This is a genomic window from Lactobacillus sp. wkB8 (genome assembly GCF_000761135.1).
GTDB lineage: Bacteria > Bacillota > Bacilli > Lactobacillales > Lactobacillaceae > Lactobacillus > Lactobacillus helsingborgensis.
Genome location: NZ_CP009531.1, coordinates 748,494 through 762,639 on the forward strand (window position 1 = coordinate 748,494; position 14,146 = coordinate 762,639).

15 protein-coding genes are annotated in these 14,146 nt (G+C 33.9%); 7 read left to right on the forward strand and 8 right to left on the reverse strand.

All coding sequences use genetic code 11. The features are described from left to right. Positions 1 to 338: 338 nt before the first annotated feature. Complete coding sequence (locus tag LACWKB8_RS03710) at positions 339 to 722, forward strand: hypothetical protein (RefSeq protein WP_038522150.1); 384 nt, start codon at positions 339 to 341, stop codon at positions 720 to 722. Positions 723 to 2,017: 1,295 nt separating this feature from the next. Here the strand turns inward: LACWKB8_RS03710 and LACWKB8_RS03715 are convergent. The 5 genes from LACWKB8_RS03715 to LACWKB8_RS03735 form a co-directional block, all read right to left on the reverse strand. Then, entirely contained in the window at positions 2,018 to 2,272 is a 255-nt protein-coding gene (locus LACWKB8_RS03715) for a hypothetical protein (RefSeq protein WP_166484942.1), read from the reverse strand. Between the two features lie 417 nt (positions 2,273 to 2,689). Beyond that, positions 2,690 to 4,123 carry a phage/plasmid primase, P4 family gene (locus tag LACWKB8_RS03720; RefSeq protein WP_038522156.1) on the reverse strand — a complete coding sequence of 478 codons (1,434 nt, stop codon included), beginning with the start codon at positions 4,121 to 4,123 and terminating at the stop codon, positions 2,690 to 2,692. Positions 4,124 to 4,367: 244 nt separating this feature from the next. Next, positions 4,368 to 4,634: a DNA-packaging protein gene (locus LACWKB8_RS03725; protein ID WP_038522159.1), complete on the reverse strand. Its 267-nt coding sequence runs from the start codon at positions 4,632 to 4,634 to the stop codon at positions 4,368 to 4,370. A gap of 3 nt (positions 4,635 to 4,637) precedes the next feature. Beyond that, the gene (locus LACWKB8_RS03730) at positions 4,638 to 4,889 is read right to left on the reverse strand and encodes a hypothetical protein (protein WP_038522162.1); all 252 of its coding nucleotides are present in this window, start codon (positions 4,887 to 4,889) and stop codon (positions 4,638 to 4,640) included. Between the two features lie 10 nt (positions 4,890 to 4,899). Further along, entirely contained in the window at positions 4,900 to 5,100 is a 201-nt protein-coding gene (locus LACWKB8_RS03735; RefSeq protein WP_038522165.1) for a helix-turn-helix domain-containing protein, read from the reverse strand. Between the two features lie 139 nt (positions 5,101 to 5,239). Between LACWKB8_RS03735 and LACWKB8_RS08990 the strand changes: the two genes are divergently transcribed. Beyond that, the gene (locus LACWKB8_RS08990) at positions 5,240 to 5,911 is read left to right on the forward strand and encodes a helix-turn-helix domain-containing protein (RefSeq protein ID WP_052059650.1); all 672 of its coding nucleotides are present in this window, start codon (positions 5,240 to 5,242) and stop codon (positions 5,909 to 5,911) included. A gap of 117 nt (positions 5,912 to 6,028) precedes the next feature. Further along, positions 6,029 to 7,180, forward strand: coding sequence for a site-specific integrase (locus LACWKB8_RS03745; RefSeq protein ID WP_038522169.1), 1,152 nt, complete (start codon positions 6,029 to 6,031; stop codon positions 7,178 to 7,180). Positions 7,181 to 7,582: 402 nt separating this feature from the next. Here LACWKB8_RS03745 and LACWKB8_RS03750 read toward each other — a convergent pair whose 3' ends face one another. The 3 genes from LACWKB8_RS03750 to LACWKB8_RS09240 form a co-directional block, all read right to left on the reverse strand. Further along, positions 7,583 to 8,467, reverse strand: a complete 885-nt coding sequence (locus tag LACWKB8_RS03750) for a hypothetical protein (RefSeq protein WP_038522172.1) — start codon at positions 8,465 to 8,467, stop codon at positions 7,583 to 7,585. Between the two features lie 255 nt (positions 8,468 to 8,722). After that, positions 8,723 to 9,175, reverse strand: coding sequence for a DUF3862 domain-containing protein (locus LACWKB8_RS08995; protein ID WP_082229336.1), 453 nt, complete (start codon positions 9,173 to 9,175; stop codon positions 8,723 to 8,725). After that, the gene (locus LACWKB8_RS09240) at positions 9,058 to 9,342 is read right to left on the reverse strand and encodes a hypothetical protein (protein WP_052059652.1); all 285 of its coding nucleotides are present in this window, start codon (positions 9,340 to 9,342) and stop codon (positions 9,058 to 9,060) included. The genes LACWKB8_RS08995 and LACWKB8_RS09240 overlap by 118 nt, the downstream gene beginning before the upstream one ends. A gap of 692 nt (positions 9,343 to 10,034) precedes the next feature. Between LACWKB8_RS09240 and LACWKB8_RS03760 the strand changes: the two genes are divergently transcribed. From LACWKB8_RS03760 to LACWKB8_RS03775, 4 genes are read left to right on the forward strand one after another with little or no spacing between them, the layout of a single operon-like run. Beyond that, positions 10,035 to 12,059: a BglG family transcription antiterminator gene (locus tag LACWKB8_RS03760; protein WP_038522175.1), complete on the forward strand. Its 2,025-nt coding sequence runs from the start codon at positions 10,035 to 10,037 to the stop codon at positions 12,057 to 12,059. A gap of 18 nt (positions 12,060 to 12,077) precedes the next feature. Further along, entirely contained in the window at positions 12,078 to 12,566 is a 489-nt protein-coding gene (locus tag LACWKB8_RS03765) for a PTS sugar transporter subunit IIA (protein WP_038522178.1), read from the forward strand. Then, positions 12,559 to 12,867 (forward strand): PTS sugar transporter subunit IIB, encoded by a 309-nt coding sequence (locus LACWKB8_RS03770; RefSeq protein ID WP_038522181.1) that lies wholly within the window; start codon positions 12,559 to 12,561, stop codon positions 12,865 to 12,867. The genes LACWKB8_RS03765 and LACWKB8_RS03770 overlap by 8 nt, the downstream gene beginning before the upstream one ends. Before the next feature lie 4 nt (positions 12,868 to 12,871). Beyond that, positions 12,872 to 14,122 (forward strand): PTS transporter subunit IIC, encoded by a 1,251-nt coding sequence (locus LACWKB8_RS03775; protein WP_038522184.1) that lies wholly within the window; start codon positions 12,872 to 12,874, stop codon positions 14,120 to 14,122. Positions 14,123 to 14,146 lie beyond the last annotated feature (24 nt).

Here is a 14,146-nt window from a genome sequence, read left to right on the forward strand (position 1 = left end):
TTGCCTTTATATCAGGTGGTTTAAACACTGGTATAAAGGCATTTTTGTTTTTTCAAATTTTCTGAAACTAGCTCAAAATGGGCTAAAAAACTTCATATTAGACTTCATATTTTAAGGCAGACGTGCAAGTGGGCTAATCTTAAATATTTAGCTAAATTGGTATAGTTGGTTAATGGGAAACGTTAATTTTTAAGTGATTTAAAGGGATACCAAGTAAATTGAAAGTTCTTTAAGAAATGTTAAATTAAAGAGTAGTACTAGTAAAAAGACTTCATATTTTGGATAGAACTGCAAACTGTAGTTAAAAATAAAGTGTTAACCAAAAAGAGGAACATAAAATGGAGTATAAAGAAGACGTGAGAACTTTTCTTAAACGTGATTTCAGCGTCTTTGCAGCTCGTTCAGGGCAACATAAAGCTGATTTAGTAAAAGGTCCCGTAGATAGATTTAAAGGCGTTAAAACAAACAATAGAATTGAGTATGCTAAGAATATTACCACATGTACTGTTAAAGCAATTAAGGCTTGTTCAGAAAAATCAAGAAAAATCTTAACTGGGGTGTATATATTTGATAAACCTAATCGTGTAGTAATGGGGGATGTTGGTTGCAAACAATCACGCTATTATGATTTAAAGCACATAGCAATTGATGAGTTTATGGAAAATTTTGCTAAAATCCAAAAGGAAATGAATCTAAACCCGTCATTTAAGTTTATAAAATAAGCTGCAGTACCATTCTATGTACTACAGCTTTTTATTTAGACTGAAAAGTTTGATTTTGGAAAAGTGTTCAAGTTTTTTCAGGTTTTTAATCTACTATTAGGCGACCATTTCAACTAGTTAAAAAGAAATAATCCTAGCAAATACTAGCATTTACTAGGATATTTATTTAACAAAAACTGTCAAAAATGCTGATATATAGCGTATTTTGTCGCTGCACACTTTTTTGAAAACTGCACACTTTTTTATGAATTATTCAAAGGGGTGAACGAAATGGACACTCCTTTTTAATCATAGAAAAAGCCAAAATTGGATTGTCCTAGTGCTTTCACAGTAGTTATTGCAATTGAAATAAAATTTAGGTTGTTTAACTTATTTTGCACCCCAAACCAAATGTGGATTGGGCATAAAAATTAGCATGATTGCTAAATATTTTAAAACCAAAACTGGTTTTTAAGTGATTAAACTGTTTAGAGCATTTTTTAATTACTAAATATAATAAGGGGGCCCCACGTTAAGGCTCCCTTTCTAGTAACCGAATTGTTTACAGTCTTGATTGAAGAACAGCTTTATATTATGTAAACTCTCTTTAGAAATAATGTTATACGGGACTTATTAAGATATTTGAGTAATTTCACGTTATCATTTAATCCAAAAATATCTGTAACAATAGAGTTTCAACACACATTTGACATTTTGGCATCCCTGACATTAATAATTAGTTACTGCTTCTGAATAAAAAGCAAACATTTTCCAACATTTAGGGTGCAAATGAAATCACAACCAGTACCATTGTATAGGCATTTTTACAAATAAAAAGATGTGCAAAGCTGCACACAAAATTTTTGCCGCTACTGCACTCAGAACTCGTATCATTGTACGAAAGGTCTGTCTGCAATTTTCTCTATACCATTCTTTGCGGTGAGTTATTGGTTACACAGCTAAATAAATCGTGAATAAAGTTAGCATTCGTTAGCATAAACAAACATATTCGTTTTTACATGTTTTCCGTAATTATTAAGCCAGTTAGGTACTGTTTCAGGCACCATAGAAGCCGTTAAATCAACCTTTGTCACTTTTACCCCCCTTACCAAAAAAATTTGGAAATTAGGTCTGTCACGCAAGCGAACACCACATGTTGCGGCTCCTGTAAATAAAAAAGAGTAGGGGGGCTATAAATTATACCTGCGGTACTGATTTGATACCGCAGCATCCCTGCTAGTAAACCATTGATAAGGTTAGCATTTGTTAGCATAAAAAATGCAGCCGTACTTTACGACTGCATCCTGATCTACTTACTAAATATTTTCTAGTTGCTTGACCTCACGTTTAATTTGATTACCTTTTATGGTGTAGATATAAAATGTCTTATTTGAAAAGGAACCACAGAATAGTGTAGGGGTACCATCATGTTCAACGGCTATCCTTGACCAACTTAGCTTATCGTTCATTTCATCAAAGTAATCGCTGTGTTCAGCTTTTTTTAAAATTAATGTCATACAATCGCAGAAATGAATAGCAGCATGTTTACCAGATTTTCTTTCAATCTGCATAACAAAATCTAATTTATTAAAGTTGTTTATATCTTCAAGTGAGTAATACATAAATTTAATTCCCTTGCTTTCTATAAAAGGTAATTGACCATTCACGCTTTTTGAAACTGATTAGCGAATGTATAGAGGTGTTTGTCACAATTATTTTTGTGCTGTCACAAATTTAAAAACAGACCTAAGCCTTACAGTATCAAGGTTGGGAACAAGGAACAAATTTTTTTAACGATTTTAGCCACGCACGTATATATAGTATATATATTATATATATCTTCTGCTGTTTTAATATAAGAGTGTTCCTTTGTTCCTTACTTAGTTATTCAAGCGATTTGGTCATTTTGAATTTTGTTCTTTAATTGTTCACATGGGTTCCTTTGCTGATATGTCAGTGCTTATGAGGATTGTTTTTTGTTCCCTTAGTTATTTAGCTTTGATATTTTTGTAGAAATAAAGGCGTGGTCTTTTGCCGTTTGATAATCTCAATTGTTTGCTAATTCGTACTATCCCTTTTCTTTCTAATTCGTTTTTGAGTTTAGTCATTGTGAGGGGATGTTTAATTCCATTGTCATCACACCAATTTTTATAAGTCTGATATAAATTTTCTTGGTTTACTGTTGAACCCTCACTTTGAATGTAATTTTCATTAATAAATTGCTGAACTAGATCGTTGTCAGTTAGCCATTTGTTTCTTGCTTTCAAAATTGATAAAGTTTGGGTGAGAGTATGTTTAGCCATGGCTTTCTCTGCTATGTAAATACATAAATAAACAAATTTACCACGTTCTTTTCTTATTTTTTCAGTATCGATGGCTTTATCAAAGTTTTCTATTCGCATGAAGTGAACTATGTTTGCCCTGCGCTTAAAGCCATTGCTGGTATCGGAAAAGCTAGGTTCTTCGTTACCAATAAAAAGCAGTTTAGCATGGTTAGAAAAGGTGATATCAGCTTTGTTTTTTACTGGAGCGTTCATTTCACCGCCACCTGTTAAGGTTTTGATAATAGCTGGGTTCTTAATAAAGGACTTTGAAATATCATCATGGATATTTAGCCATTTACCAGCTAGCTCTGAAAGACTGAAGTTGTTGCTCTTATCATCTGTCAAGTTCTCTAGAGAAACATGAGCAACGTTTTCCTGGCCTAATAGCGTCTGCAGGTAATTGGCAAAAGTTGTTTTACCGTCACCACCATTACTTATTATCAAAACAAAAGCTTGAATGGGCTTGTAACTGGGGTAGAAAGAATAACCGATCAATTCCATTATTGGAGTTATGTTTTCGCCAAACGATTTCCAAAGCCACTTAGTTGTTTCAAATTGCGCTGCTTTTTTATTCTTGATATTAGTTAACTCTTTTTCTACATCAAAGGGGACTAAGTCATAATCAACACATGATGTAAAATAGTACTTAGGCGAATGCTCTTGCAATTTGAAATCATCCCAATTCCAAACACCATTTTTGAAGTTGAAATAATTACCTTGTTTTTTGCCAAACGTATCTTTCCATTTAACACGCTTAATGCTGTCACAAACAAAATGAAAAGCATCCCTGGCTACTCGATCAGTCCACACGTTATATCTGTTTAAAAGCTCTGTAATAACGCTCTTAATGCTTTTAATGTTTCTAAGCTCCCAGTACCCTTTTACTTCGTTATACTCGTAAAAATCGTCTTTATTGCCGTTCTCAACGATAATGCAATTATTTACTTCAAGAATAGTATTGCCTAACTCAGAAATATTGACTTTAGATTTGCCATCTTTATCAATTATTATCCAACAAACAGTTTTATTGATTAATTGTTCATATTTTTCCTTTAACTCAGGGTCTATGGTAATTGCTCGTGGTTTATTATCAGACAAATTTGAAACCTCTCTTTCTAGAATACTGTATTAGTAATCGACACAAGCTGTTATAATTTTCAGACTTTTAAGTGAGCTATTTATATCTTTCAGACTTTGGTTTATTTCATTTAAACATTTGATTAATTCTTCGTTGTCTTGACTCATAATTTATTTCCTTTTCAGTTAAACATCTAAGATTAATTCACTTGCACGTTTCTAGATGTTATAATTATCTAAATACCGTTTTCTTTTTCGTGGTTGTCTAAGAAACGGTTTTTTCTTTGCTCTGAATCCATTTCGTGATGGATTGCTTACCATATAGTTTGCGACCATCAATGATAGCCACTGGCATCCCCAGAGAGGCCCAATAAGTTATAGTAGATGGAGCTACACCAAAGTACTTTGCAATCTCTACACGGTTTAAATATGGCTGCTGAGGGGATGCTACTTTTTTAATACTGTCTTTAATCAGACCACAAACATAGTTTTGTAGGTCTGTTTTTTGTTCTTGATCTAATTTGAATTCCATGGTTTATTCCTCTCCACAATAAGTTAGCATGTACGAATTATTCACTAAGTCGCTGTAACGCTTAGTAAAACTCTTAATTACATTTGTTAAAGCAGATATTTCGTTTAACTGATTTAGCGTTAAGTCGCTAGGACTTTCTATTTCAGTTATTTTGTCTGAAAGGATAGTCAGACAATAGAGAATATCCAAGCTTTCTGTTGCCATTTGAATAAACTTATTGTCGAATTCACTGGTTACTTTGATTTTTCTTTCCATAGCTTTTCTCCTATCTGATTGTAGTGTACTGATCAATTAGCCAATCCTTTACTTTCTCAATAGTAGTAGAGGACAAATTTGGTTGACTCTTAATAATTCGACTGATGGTCCATCGACTAACGCCAACTTGTTTTGCTAGTTCTTTAATACTTAAATTTTCTTCTCCTCGTTTACGTTTAAGTGCCAAAATCTGTTTTTCTGTTAACTTCATGGTTCCCTCCTTAGCAACAAATTCGTTTACAAAAGAATCATAAAGCATTCTCGTTATCTTGTCAACAAAATTGTGGCTATTAACAAAAATGTTGCTACAAAATGCAAATAAATGTAAAATTGCCTTAAAGGAGACAATCATGAATAGCAAAATTCGTATAAAAGAATTACGTCAGTTAAATAATGTGAGCCAAGGTGACCTAGCTAAAGCGACTGGGCTTACTCGACAAGCTATTAGCAATTATGAAAACAACGAGAGAATGCCTAATAAAGAAATATTGGAAAAATTAGCGAATTTTTTCAACGTATCAGTACCATACATACTGGGTGCCTATAGCAAAGAGGAAATTTTAGAAGTCTTAAAAAATAGTTATATCTCTGAATCTAAGAAAAGTTCTTTAGGTTATAGTGAGAAAATCTCCGAAGTTTCATTCAACGTGGATTTGATATGCATAGCACAAGGCTTATTGCCATATGATGAACCAAGATTTAATCTATTATCCGAAAAAGAAATTAATAATATTGATTTTTGGAATGAAAACTTCTCGTTTATCTTTAATAGTATTGCGGTTAAATGGTTAATTACTAAACCTTTAGATGCTACTAAAGAGGATATAGTAGATGCTCTCAGGGATGCGCTTGCTACTAAATTACTTAAGTTAGAGAGGGACAATAAGGATCAAAAAGATGGTAAAGAATGGTTAGAATCACCAAAAGAGCTTTTACAAAAAAGACAGGAATTTATCAATGAACATATTTTTATAGATGAAGATGGAGAACCATTTATAGATTTTAGTAAAACTAATTACTAATTTCTTTAAGTAACTTAGTTGTGAAATGATACTGCATAAATATAATAACCACATGTTAAATATTTAAGATTAGTTCACTTGCACGCCTTCTAATGTTTAGGAGGGAATTAATTAAACATGGATAATGAAATTAAAGAGTACACCACACCCAGTGGTCAATGTAGATACGGATTTAATATTTATGTAGGTAAAAATGATACGACCGGTCATACGATTCAAATAAAAAAACAAGGCTTTAAGACCAGGGATGCAGCAGAAAAGTCATACTATGAATACAAAATAAAAGTCCTTAATGGTGAATATGAACCACTTACCAAAAGGCGCTACACCATGAAGGACTTGTTTAAATTATGGTCTAAGACCTATGAAACTACGGTTAAGGAAAGTACATATGCTACCGCACTTAGAATTTTCGATAATCATATTCTTAAGGACTTAGGTAATATTTATATAGATAAGCTTACCATTTTCCAGTGTCAAAGTGCTGTAAATAAATGGTTTGAAGTGTCTCATAAAACTTACAAGCGGTATATACGTTATGCATCCCGCATGCTAGACTATGCTGTTGATCTTGAATTAATTGATAAGAACCCAATGAAAAAAGTTGTAAGACCAAAGTATATTGAGCAACCCAAAGAATTTGATAATTTTTATTCTAAGGAAGAATTAAAACAATTTCTATGCTGTGCTAAGAAAAGAAATTTTATGTATTATGTATTCTTTAGATTATTAGCCTATTCAGGGATGCGTAAAGGCGAGGCATTGGCTTTAAAATGGGATAGGATAGATTTTATGCATAATAAAATAAAAGTTGATAAATCGGTAAGCAAGGGCATTAATAATAGACTTTATATCTCTACACCAAAAACACGTGGTAGTGTGAGAACCATTCAAATGGACAAGCAGACTATGGGTATGTTAAAAGAGTGGAGAACACGTCAACAAAAAGAAATGCTGAAACTGGGGTATAATTTTATTAGTACAAATAACTTGGTTTTCCCGACTTGGCAAAATAAGCCTAATCAACCAACACAGCCTACACAATGGAATAATAGCATCTGTGAGCATGGCCATCTTAGACATATTACAGTTCATGGATTTAGGCATACTCATGCATCCCTGCTATTTGATTCTGGTGCATCAATGAAGGATGTACAAAAAAGGCTTGGGCATTCATCCATGAAAACCACAATGGATATTTACACTCATGTAACCAAACAAAGCGAACAGGAAACCGTGACAGAATTTGAAAGGTATATGGAAGGCTAAAATCGACTTCATATCAGACTTCATATTCCGAGCAACCTGTTTAAAATACTGATATAAAAGGCATAACGGGTCTAATAGTTCGAGCCCGGATATCCCAATAAAAATAGCTCAACGGCAAGGTTTATGAGAGTTAAAAATCAGATTTGCCCATCATTTGTCCATCAGAGCGTTAAGAAAAGCTAGATGAATATGATTCATCTAGCTTTTTTTCTTTGGTTTTATGAATTAGCTCAAATGGGCTAAAACTTTAATTTTTTAAATTGATCAGTAAGTAGACTAATCTATTAGTGTTTAGCTAAAATAAAATTCTCAAATTTGTTTTAAATTTAAAAGCTATCTCAAAGTGTAAAATTAATATCTATTTATCGATACATGGTTTTTATTAATATGCGAAATATCTTTCTAATTGAAAAATAGCGCAAGTCCAAAAATTAGTATTACTGTTAAGAAACTAAGTGCAGACCAATTAAAAATTTTTTCCTTTTTATCTATTTTCTTTTCTTTTTTATCATCTTTATCAATTTTATCATCTTTTGTTAGATTGATTTTTGAAATCCAAATAAAAAGTATTTCAATAAGTCCCCACAAGGTAAAGCCGAAAACGGAAACAAGAATTAGAGCTTGACCTAATGAAGCATGTGTACTTCTCATATTTTGGAATAAGTTGCTAAGTAAGCTCATTCCACCGAAAATGGCAAAAGTAATAGCGGTGAAGATACCGAGAATTGCAATGAATTCTGGATAAAGCTCCTTTTTAATATTGTTTTCTGCTTCTATAATATTATTTTTTATATTATTTTTTGCAGCTATACTATTGTTTTTGACGCTTAGCTCTACGTCATCCAGTCGTTCCTTAATATTAACCAAATTCCCTTGTTTAGTTATAACACCATAATACCGTTTATATGAAGCAACTACATTATTATAAAGGTCTTGATAAAGGTCTTGACTTTCAGAATCTGTAAGATCCTTTAATTTCCCTAGGTAAAGTGGTAAGTTATTTTTATTAACTGGCTCCGAATCTGGTTTGTCAAGTTCATCATAGCAATTTTTTAATATTTCCTTGAATCCTTTATCATTACCAATAACAGTGCTATAAATAAGATTTTGAATATCTAGATCAATGTACTTTAAAGCGATTTCATTATCTTTGAGATTTTCCGCAAGTTCCACTAGGTTAGCGTCCTGCGTATCTGTTTTATATTTACCTGTAAATACAAGATCAACAAAATCCCAGGCTTCCTGTTCAATATTTGTATCTTTATTTTTTTCTGATTTTTCACTCATTTTCCTCACCTCAAAAATAATTATACATTAATAAATATCATTTTTTAATGAATATTTGGAATAGTTGTTTACATATAGTAAAGTAATTAATAAAAGAAGTTTTGTCAATTAAATTTTAATTATTGCCCAATTGTGTAGAAAAGATATTAGTCCTATTTTCTCACTCTCAATTAAGACTCTTGAGACCAAACAATTAAATTTGCATAGATTACTTAATAAAAAACTAGATGAGTTTTGCTCATCCAGCTTTTTTGTTTATTTTAAATTAGTTTGCGTTTTAGATAACAGTTTATCGTCAGTAAACGAAAAACTGGCACTTGCACCAGCATTCTTAGCTTTAATTCCAGTGAAGTAAACTGCGGTGACATTTTTCTTACCCAAAACTACATTTTCACTCAGTCCGTCAGGTTCACCATAGGTGTTTACGACAGTACTGTAAGAACTGCCGTCTTTCAAACTATTAAATGCTTTAAGTGATAGCTTATTGCTACTGCGAGTCCATTTAAAACCCGAAACTGTCTTAGTGATAGCCTTTTTATGACTGAATTGCACCAAAATAGTAGTGTCATATTTGGTCCAAGAATATGATTTCACCTTAAAACCTTTAACTGCAGTAGATGAAACCGACTCAGGCTGACCCAAAATGCCTTTAACATCTTTAATGGTGCTGCCACCGTTACCTTGTTGCGTGACATCACCAACTTTAATTTTGTTGTATGATTTCTAAAAGAAGTTTTTTGAGTATTAGTTTTCTTTACTTTCTGGCTACTTTTGGGCTTACTGCCGCCAGATTTACTATTATCAGAACAGCCAACCAATGATAAGGCAATCATGCCAGTTGCTGCCACTGTCAAAATCTTCTTGAACTTTTTCATTACTTCCTCCTGAAGTGCTATTGCCGTAGGTTTAATGTCACTGACGTGGTGGACAAAACAGAAATTAATGTTTGCTCATAGCATTAATGAAATATTTTTGAATTCAAAGCCACATTTCATCATCAATTTCTAATCCGGTATAGTTTAATTTTATCCTAGAACCCTATTAAGGTAAATAAGTCAAAAGATCATTTTGGTAAAATTTGGGACGATTAAATTCTCGGCTAGAATAGGTCTAACAGCAGTAATGAAGGGGAGTTTAGCTATTAGTGCCTTTTAAAGAATTTAAGATAAAAGCTAATGAAAAGATAAACAAAAGTTATAATCTGTAAAAATTGGAGCTGATTTTAATTAAAAAGCGGAATATCTTATCGCTGCCGTATCTCTGTAACTAAAGATAGTAATTTTGCTTTCTGATGAGATAGGCGGGCCAGAGCGTATCTAAAAGCTGCTCTGGAAGAAGATTTTGGAAAAAAGTTTGGTTTAACCAAGCTGAAGAAATAACTAAAAAGTGTCAGGCTGTTTGGTCAGTCTGGCACTTTTTATTTCAAACAAAATGATAAACAAAAATATTTAGAGTTAACCGTAAAACACAAATTCACTAATGAGCATGACATAAATTGGACTGATTTATTGATTTAGCAGTATGTGTAAGCGCTTATAATCGAATTGAGCGGAAGGAGGTGAATGAATTGAGCAGCCAGAATAAAGAAATTTTATTAAGAATAGCGAAAGAGGGCACAGTTACTAAAAAAGAGCTTAAAGAACAGTTCAAGTTGACGGATAGGCAGGTTAATTATGCTATTGCCAACATCAACAGCAATCTTAAATTGCAGAAGTTACCATTAATTGTCTTAAAAAATAAAACTTATTTTGCCAAGAGAGAACTAGTTAATTATTTTGCTAATCACAAAGAAAAAAATAATTTACGTACTTTTTTACCTGACGAAAGAGCGTGGCTTCTACTAACACTGATCTTGAGCAGAACTAGTCCAATCTCACTAAACGATTTTGTTTTTGAATTTCATGTTAGCAAGAACACCGTTTTAGCCGATCTTAAGCGGACCCGCTCCCAAATTGCAGACTTAGGTCTAAAGATTACTTTTTCCCGTAAAAACGGCTATCGGCTAATAGGACACGAATGGGATAAACGCATGCTGCTGTATAAATGTATTTTAAAGATTTATACGGCGCTGGGTTTTGATACCTGCCTCCAGCTGCTGCCAGACATCAATGATAACTACCCTGCAGTTGAAAACAGCTTGTTGAAAATAGAAGAACAGCTCGGGAAAAAATATACTGATGATGACTTCTTCCTTCTAATTTTGTTTTTAACAGCAGTCACTAATCGGATCAAGCAAAATAAAAATTTGATCGCTAATGAACTGGCTAGCGATGAAGAAATTAAGCATACAGCAGAATATCAGGCCCTCGAACAAACTTTTTTTAATAAATTTTCACTTCAGGAAAAAAGTTTCGTTGCTCTTTTTATTTTAGGGGCAAATGTTAAGCAGCAGCAAAAAATATCCGCTTCCGTGCAAACAAGATTGATTAACGCATTGTGGGAATTTTTGAATGAATTTGAATTAAAGTCATTTATTGTGCTGCCGAATAAAAAGGATCTGTTAAAAAAACTGATTGATCATTTTAGACCAGCTTATTACCGCATTAAATACAAACTGCCAGATAACAATCCCATGTTTAAGGAAATTACCGCTAAATATCACAGCCTATATGAGATTGTGGCGCAGTCAATGACACCTTTAAATAATTTTTTTGGTACTCAAATTTCGCCTGACGAAACTGCTTTTGTGACTATTTTTATTGGCGGTCACCTCCTAGAAAATAAGGTTAATGACCGCAAGAGAAAAATTGGCCGGGCAATACCGGTTTGTCCTAACGGAGTTTCAACTTCAAAAATACTGGAAAATAATCTGAGGGTTGCTTTTCCTGAGTTATCGTTTTATCCAGCTTGCTCTGTGCGTGAATATAAAAATTTTGTTTTGCCTTATGATGTGGTTTTTTCAACAGTGCCGCTTAAGTCAGAAAAAACAGTTTTTGTTATCAATGAAATTCTAAATGAGCACAGTATTACCAAACTAAGAAATGATGTTTTTAAAAAATTGTTGAACTTAAACTTCTCTAATATTGATATTCCCCAAATCATGAAGGTAGTTGCTGACTTTGCTGAAATAAAGGATAAAAAAGGTCTTGAAGACGGTTTGACTAAGCTGCTAATACCGGAAAGTAATTTATTTGACGAGATATCACAAGAACAGTCAAAGAGCAAACCTTATATTAAGGTCATTTTTACCCACCAGCAATATTCTTGGACAAGGTTAATAGCAAAAATTTCGGAGCCAATGATTAAAAGCAAAATTGTGAATGACGCTTTCTTCCTAGCTTTGAAAAAAGAGTACTGTGATCAACCCGACTACATTTTGTTAAATAGGCAGATACCATTGTTACATTTAGATCCAGACGTTTATCCCCAACAATTAGGACTGACACTATTAGTTTCCGCAAATCCCGTCAAATACGGGTCAGCCAAGGTCAATGTTGTCGCTCTGTTGACCACACCGAATAAGACAGATCATTTACCTTTACTTTATCAAGTTAAGAATATGGCAAAAGATACGACCTTTATTCACACGCTGTCTCAATCTGCGAATACCAAGGAAGCAGAAAAATTAGTCCAAAAGTTTCTTACCGCTTAAGAAAGGAGCAAATAAGTTTTGCAATTAACCGATTATGTTAAAAAAGATACGATTTTTTTGAATTGCCAAGCTCAAAGTAGGGCAGAACTCTTTTCAAAAGTGTCAGACAAGCTTTTGAATGAGGGTTATGTCAAAAAAGGCTTTTTAGATTTTATTAATCACAGAGAGGATAACTATCCTACGGGGCTGCAGCTGCAAAACCATACTGTAGCAATTCCGCATGGCGATCCCCAGTTCATCAACAAGCCCTTTGTAGCTGTTATTACATTGACTAAACCAATTACTATGAGACGCATGGATGATGCGACAATCAAATTACCCGTAGACACACTATTTACGCTTGGTCTCACTAATGGTAGTGATCACCTTGATTTACTTAAAGAAATTATGAAATTACTGCAGACCGATTCATTTGTTCAGCAAATCAAAAATTGCACAAATAAAGACGAAGTGGAAACAGTAATTCGCGTTGCAGAAAAGAAGAGAAAGGAAAATTCTGATGACTGAAAAATTAAATATTTTAGTTGCTTGCGGCAGTGGGGTAGCGACTTCAACTATTGCTGCAGACGATATTGAAGATGTTTGCCGAGAATATGGGATTACTAATTATGCTATTTCCAAATGCAGCATGACGGAAATGCCCAGTATGAGTCAAAACTATGACATTGTTTTTACCACCAATAATTACCGCGGCAAAATTGATACGCCCTTAATGAGCGTCACCGGCTTTATTACTGGGATTGATACTGCAGAACTAAGGCAAAAAGTAGGCGAAAAATTGCTTTCTTTAACAAAGGATAGGGAGTGAAATTATGGAAATACTAGGACAAATTTTTAAGACCATTATCAATATTGGCGCTACAGCTCTACTGCCAATCATCATTTTCATCTTGGGCTTGATTTTTAGAATGAAAATCGGGGATGCAATTAAGTCTGGTCTAACTGTCGGCATCGGATTTATGGGACTTACTTTAGTTGTTAATCTCTTAACTGCTTCATTAAAACCTGCTGTGGACTATTATTCTAAGTTAGGTACCGGCTACACGATTACTGATATTGGTTGGCCAGCGGTCGGTGCAGCTTCGTGGGTAGCACCTTTTGCCGGCTTGGCAATTCTATTAGGAATAATTATCAATATTGTTTTGGTGCGAACCGGTTTAACAAAGACAATGAACGTTGATATTTGGAATTACATGCACTTCTTAATACCAGGTTCATTAGCTTATGTTTTATTCAATAATTTTTGGATTGGTTTGCTGGTGACGGTGGGCATGTCAGTTATTGCGCTTTTCATTGGTGATAAATTAGCACCAAAATGGCAAAACTACTTCGGTTTAGATGGCACCACCTGTACTACGATTATCTATACTGCTTGGGTCATGCCTTTTGCTTGGCTAATCAATAAATTAATTGATTTTATTCCCGGGCTAAATAAGGTTGATCTGAGTTTAGAGAAAGTAAACAAAAAGTTAGGTGTTTTTGGCGAATCTTCCGTTATCGGCACCATAGTCGGTATTTTACTCGCACTTTTAACCCGCCAAAATTTGGCTCACACAGTTACTATGGCGATTGGAATAGCCAGCGTTATGGTTTTGATGCCAAAAATGGTGGGAGTGTTAATGGAAGGTATTTCTCCAGTTGGCAAAGCGGCACGTTCAACAATGACGGAACAAATGGGTAAAAAGGCAAACTTGAACATTGGGATGGATATTGCTTTAGGCTTAGGCGATCCAGCCACTGAAACTGCCACTGTCATCACCATTCCGCTGGTGATTCTCTGTGCTTTGTTTTTGCCAAATATTAGATTGTTCCCAGTGGGCCTTTTAATGTCAATTATTTATATTTCGGTTGCGGGTACTTTAATGACTAAGGGCAACTTGTTTAGAACTATTTTGATTGGTGTGATTTTCTGTAGCGTAACCCTGTATTTGGAAGCTTATGTTGCCCCCGGCGCAACCAAAATGATTCAAACCGGCGGCGTCCATGTCAGTGGATTGTCATCTGACCTGACACTGTCGGAGCCGTGGAATGCACTAATTTACTGGTTAAGTACTATTTTTTAAAAAGATATATGGGGTTATCCAAAA

What these genes read in the sequence shown, in the direction of transcription:
- LACWKB8_RS03730 (WP_038522162.1), bottom strand. Translation starts at nt 4,889, where the DNA reads ATGGAAAGAAAAATCAAAGTAACCAGTGAATTCGACAATAAGTTTATT.
- LACWKB8_RS03735 (WP_038522165.1), bottom strand. Translation starts at nt 5,100, where the DNA reads ATGAAGTTAACAGAAAAACAGATTTTGGCACTTAAACGTAAACGAGGA.
- LACWKB8_RS03715 (WP_166484942.1), bottom strand. Translation starts at nt 2,272, where the DNA reads ATGCAGATTGAAAGAAAATCTGGTAAACATGCTGCTATTCATTTCTGC.
- LACWKB8_RS08990 (WP_052059650.1), top strand. Translation starts at nt 5,240, where the DNA reads ATGAATAGCAAAATTCGTATAAAAGAATTACGTCAGTTAAATAATGTG.
- LACWKB8_RS03750 (WP_038522172.1), bottom strand. Translation starts at nt 8,467, where the DNA reads ATGAGTGAAAAATCAGAAAAAAATAAAGATACAAATATTGAACAGGAA.
- LACWKB8_RS09240 (WP_052059652.1), bottom strand. Translation starts at nt 9,342, where the DNA reads ATGAAAAAGTTCAAGAAGATTTTGACAGTGGCAGCAACTGGCATGATT.
- LACWKB8_RS03775 (WP_038522184.1), top strand. Translation starts at nt 12,872, where the DNA reads ATGGAAATACTAGGACAAATTTTTAAGACCATTATCAATATTGGCGCT.
- LACWKB8_RS03745 (WP_038522169.1), top strand. Translation starts at nt 6,029, where the DNA reads ATGGATAATGAAATTAAAGAGTACACCACACCCAGTGGTCAATGTAGA.
- LACWKB8_RS03770 (WP_038522181.1), top strand. Translation starts at nt 12,559, where the DNA reads ATGACTGAAAAATTAAATATTTTAGTTGCTTGCGGCAGTGGGGTAGCG.
- LACWKB8_RS03710 (WP_038522150.1), top strand. Translation starts at nt 339, where the DNA reads ATGGAGTATAAAGAAGACGTGAGAACTTTTCTTAAACGTGATTTCAGC.
- LACWKB8_RS03725 (WP_038522159.1), bottom strand. Translation starts at nt 4,634, where the DNA reads ATGGAATTCAAATTAGATCAAGAACAAAAAACAGACCTACAAAACTAT.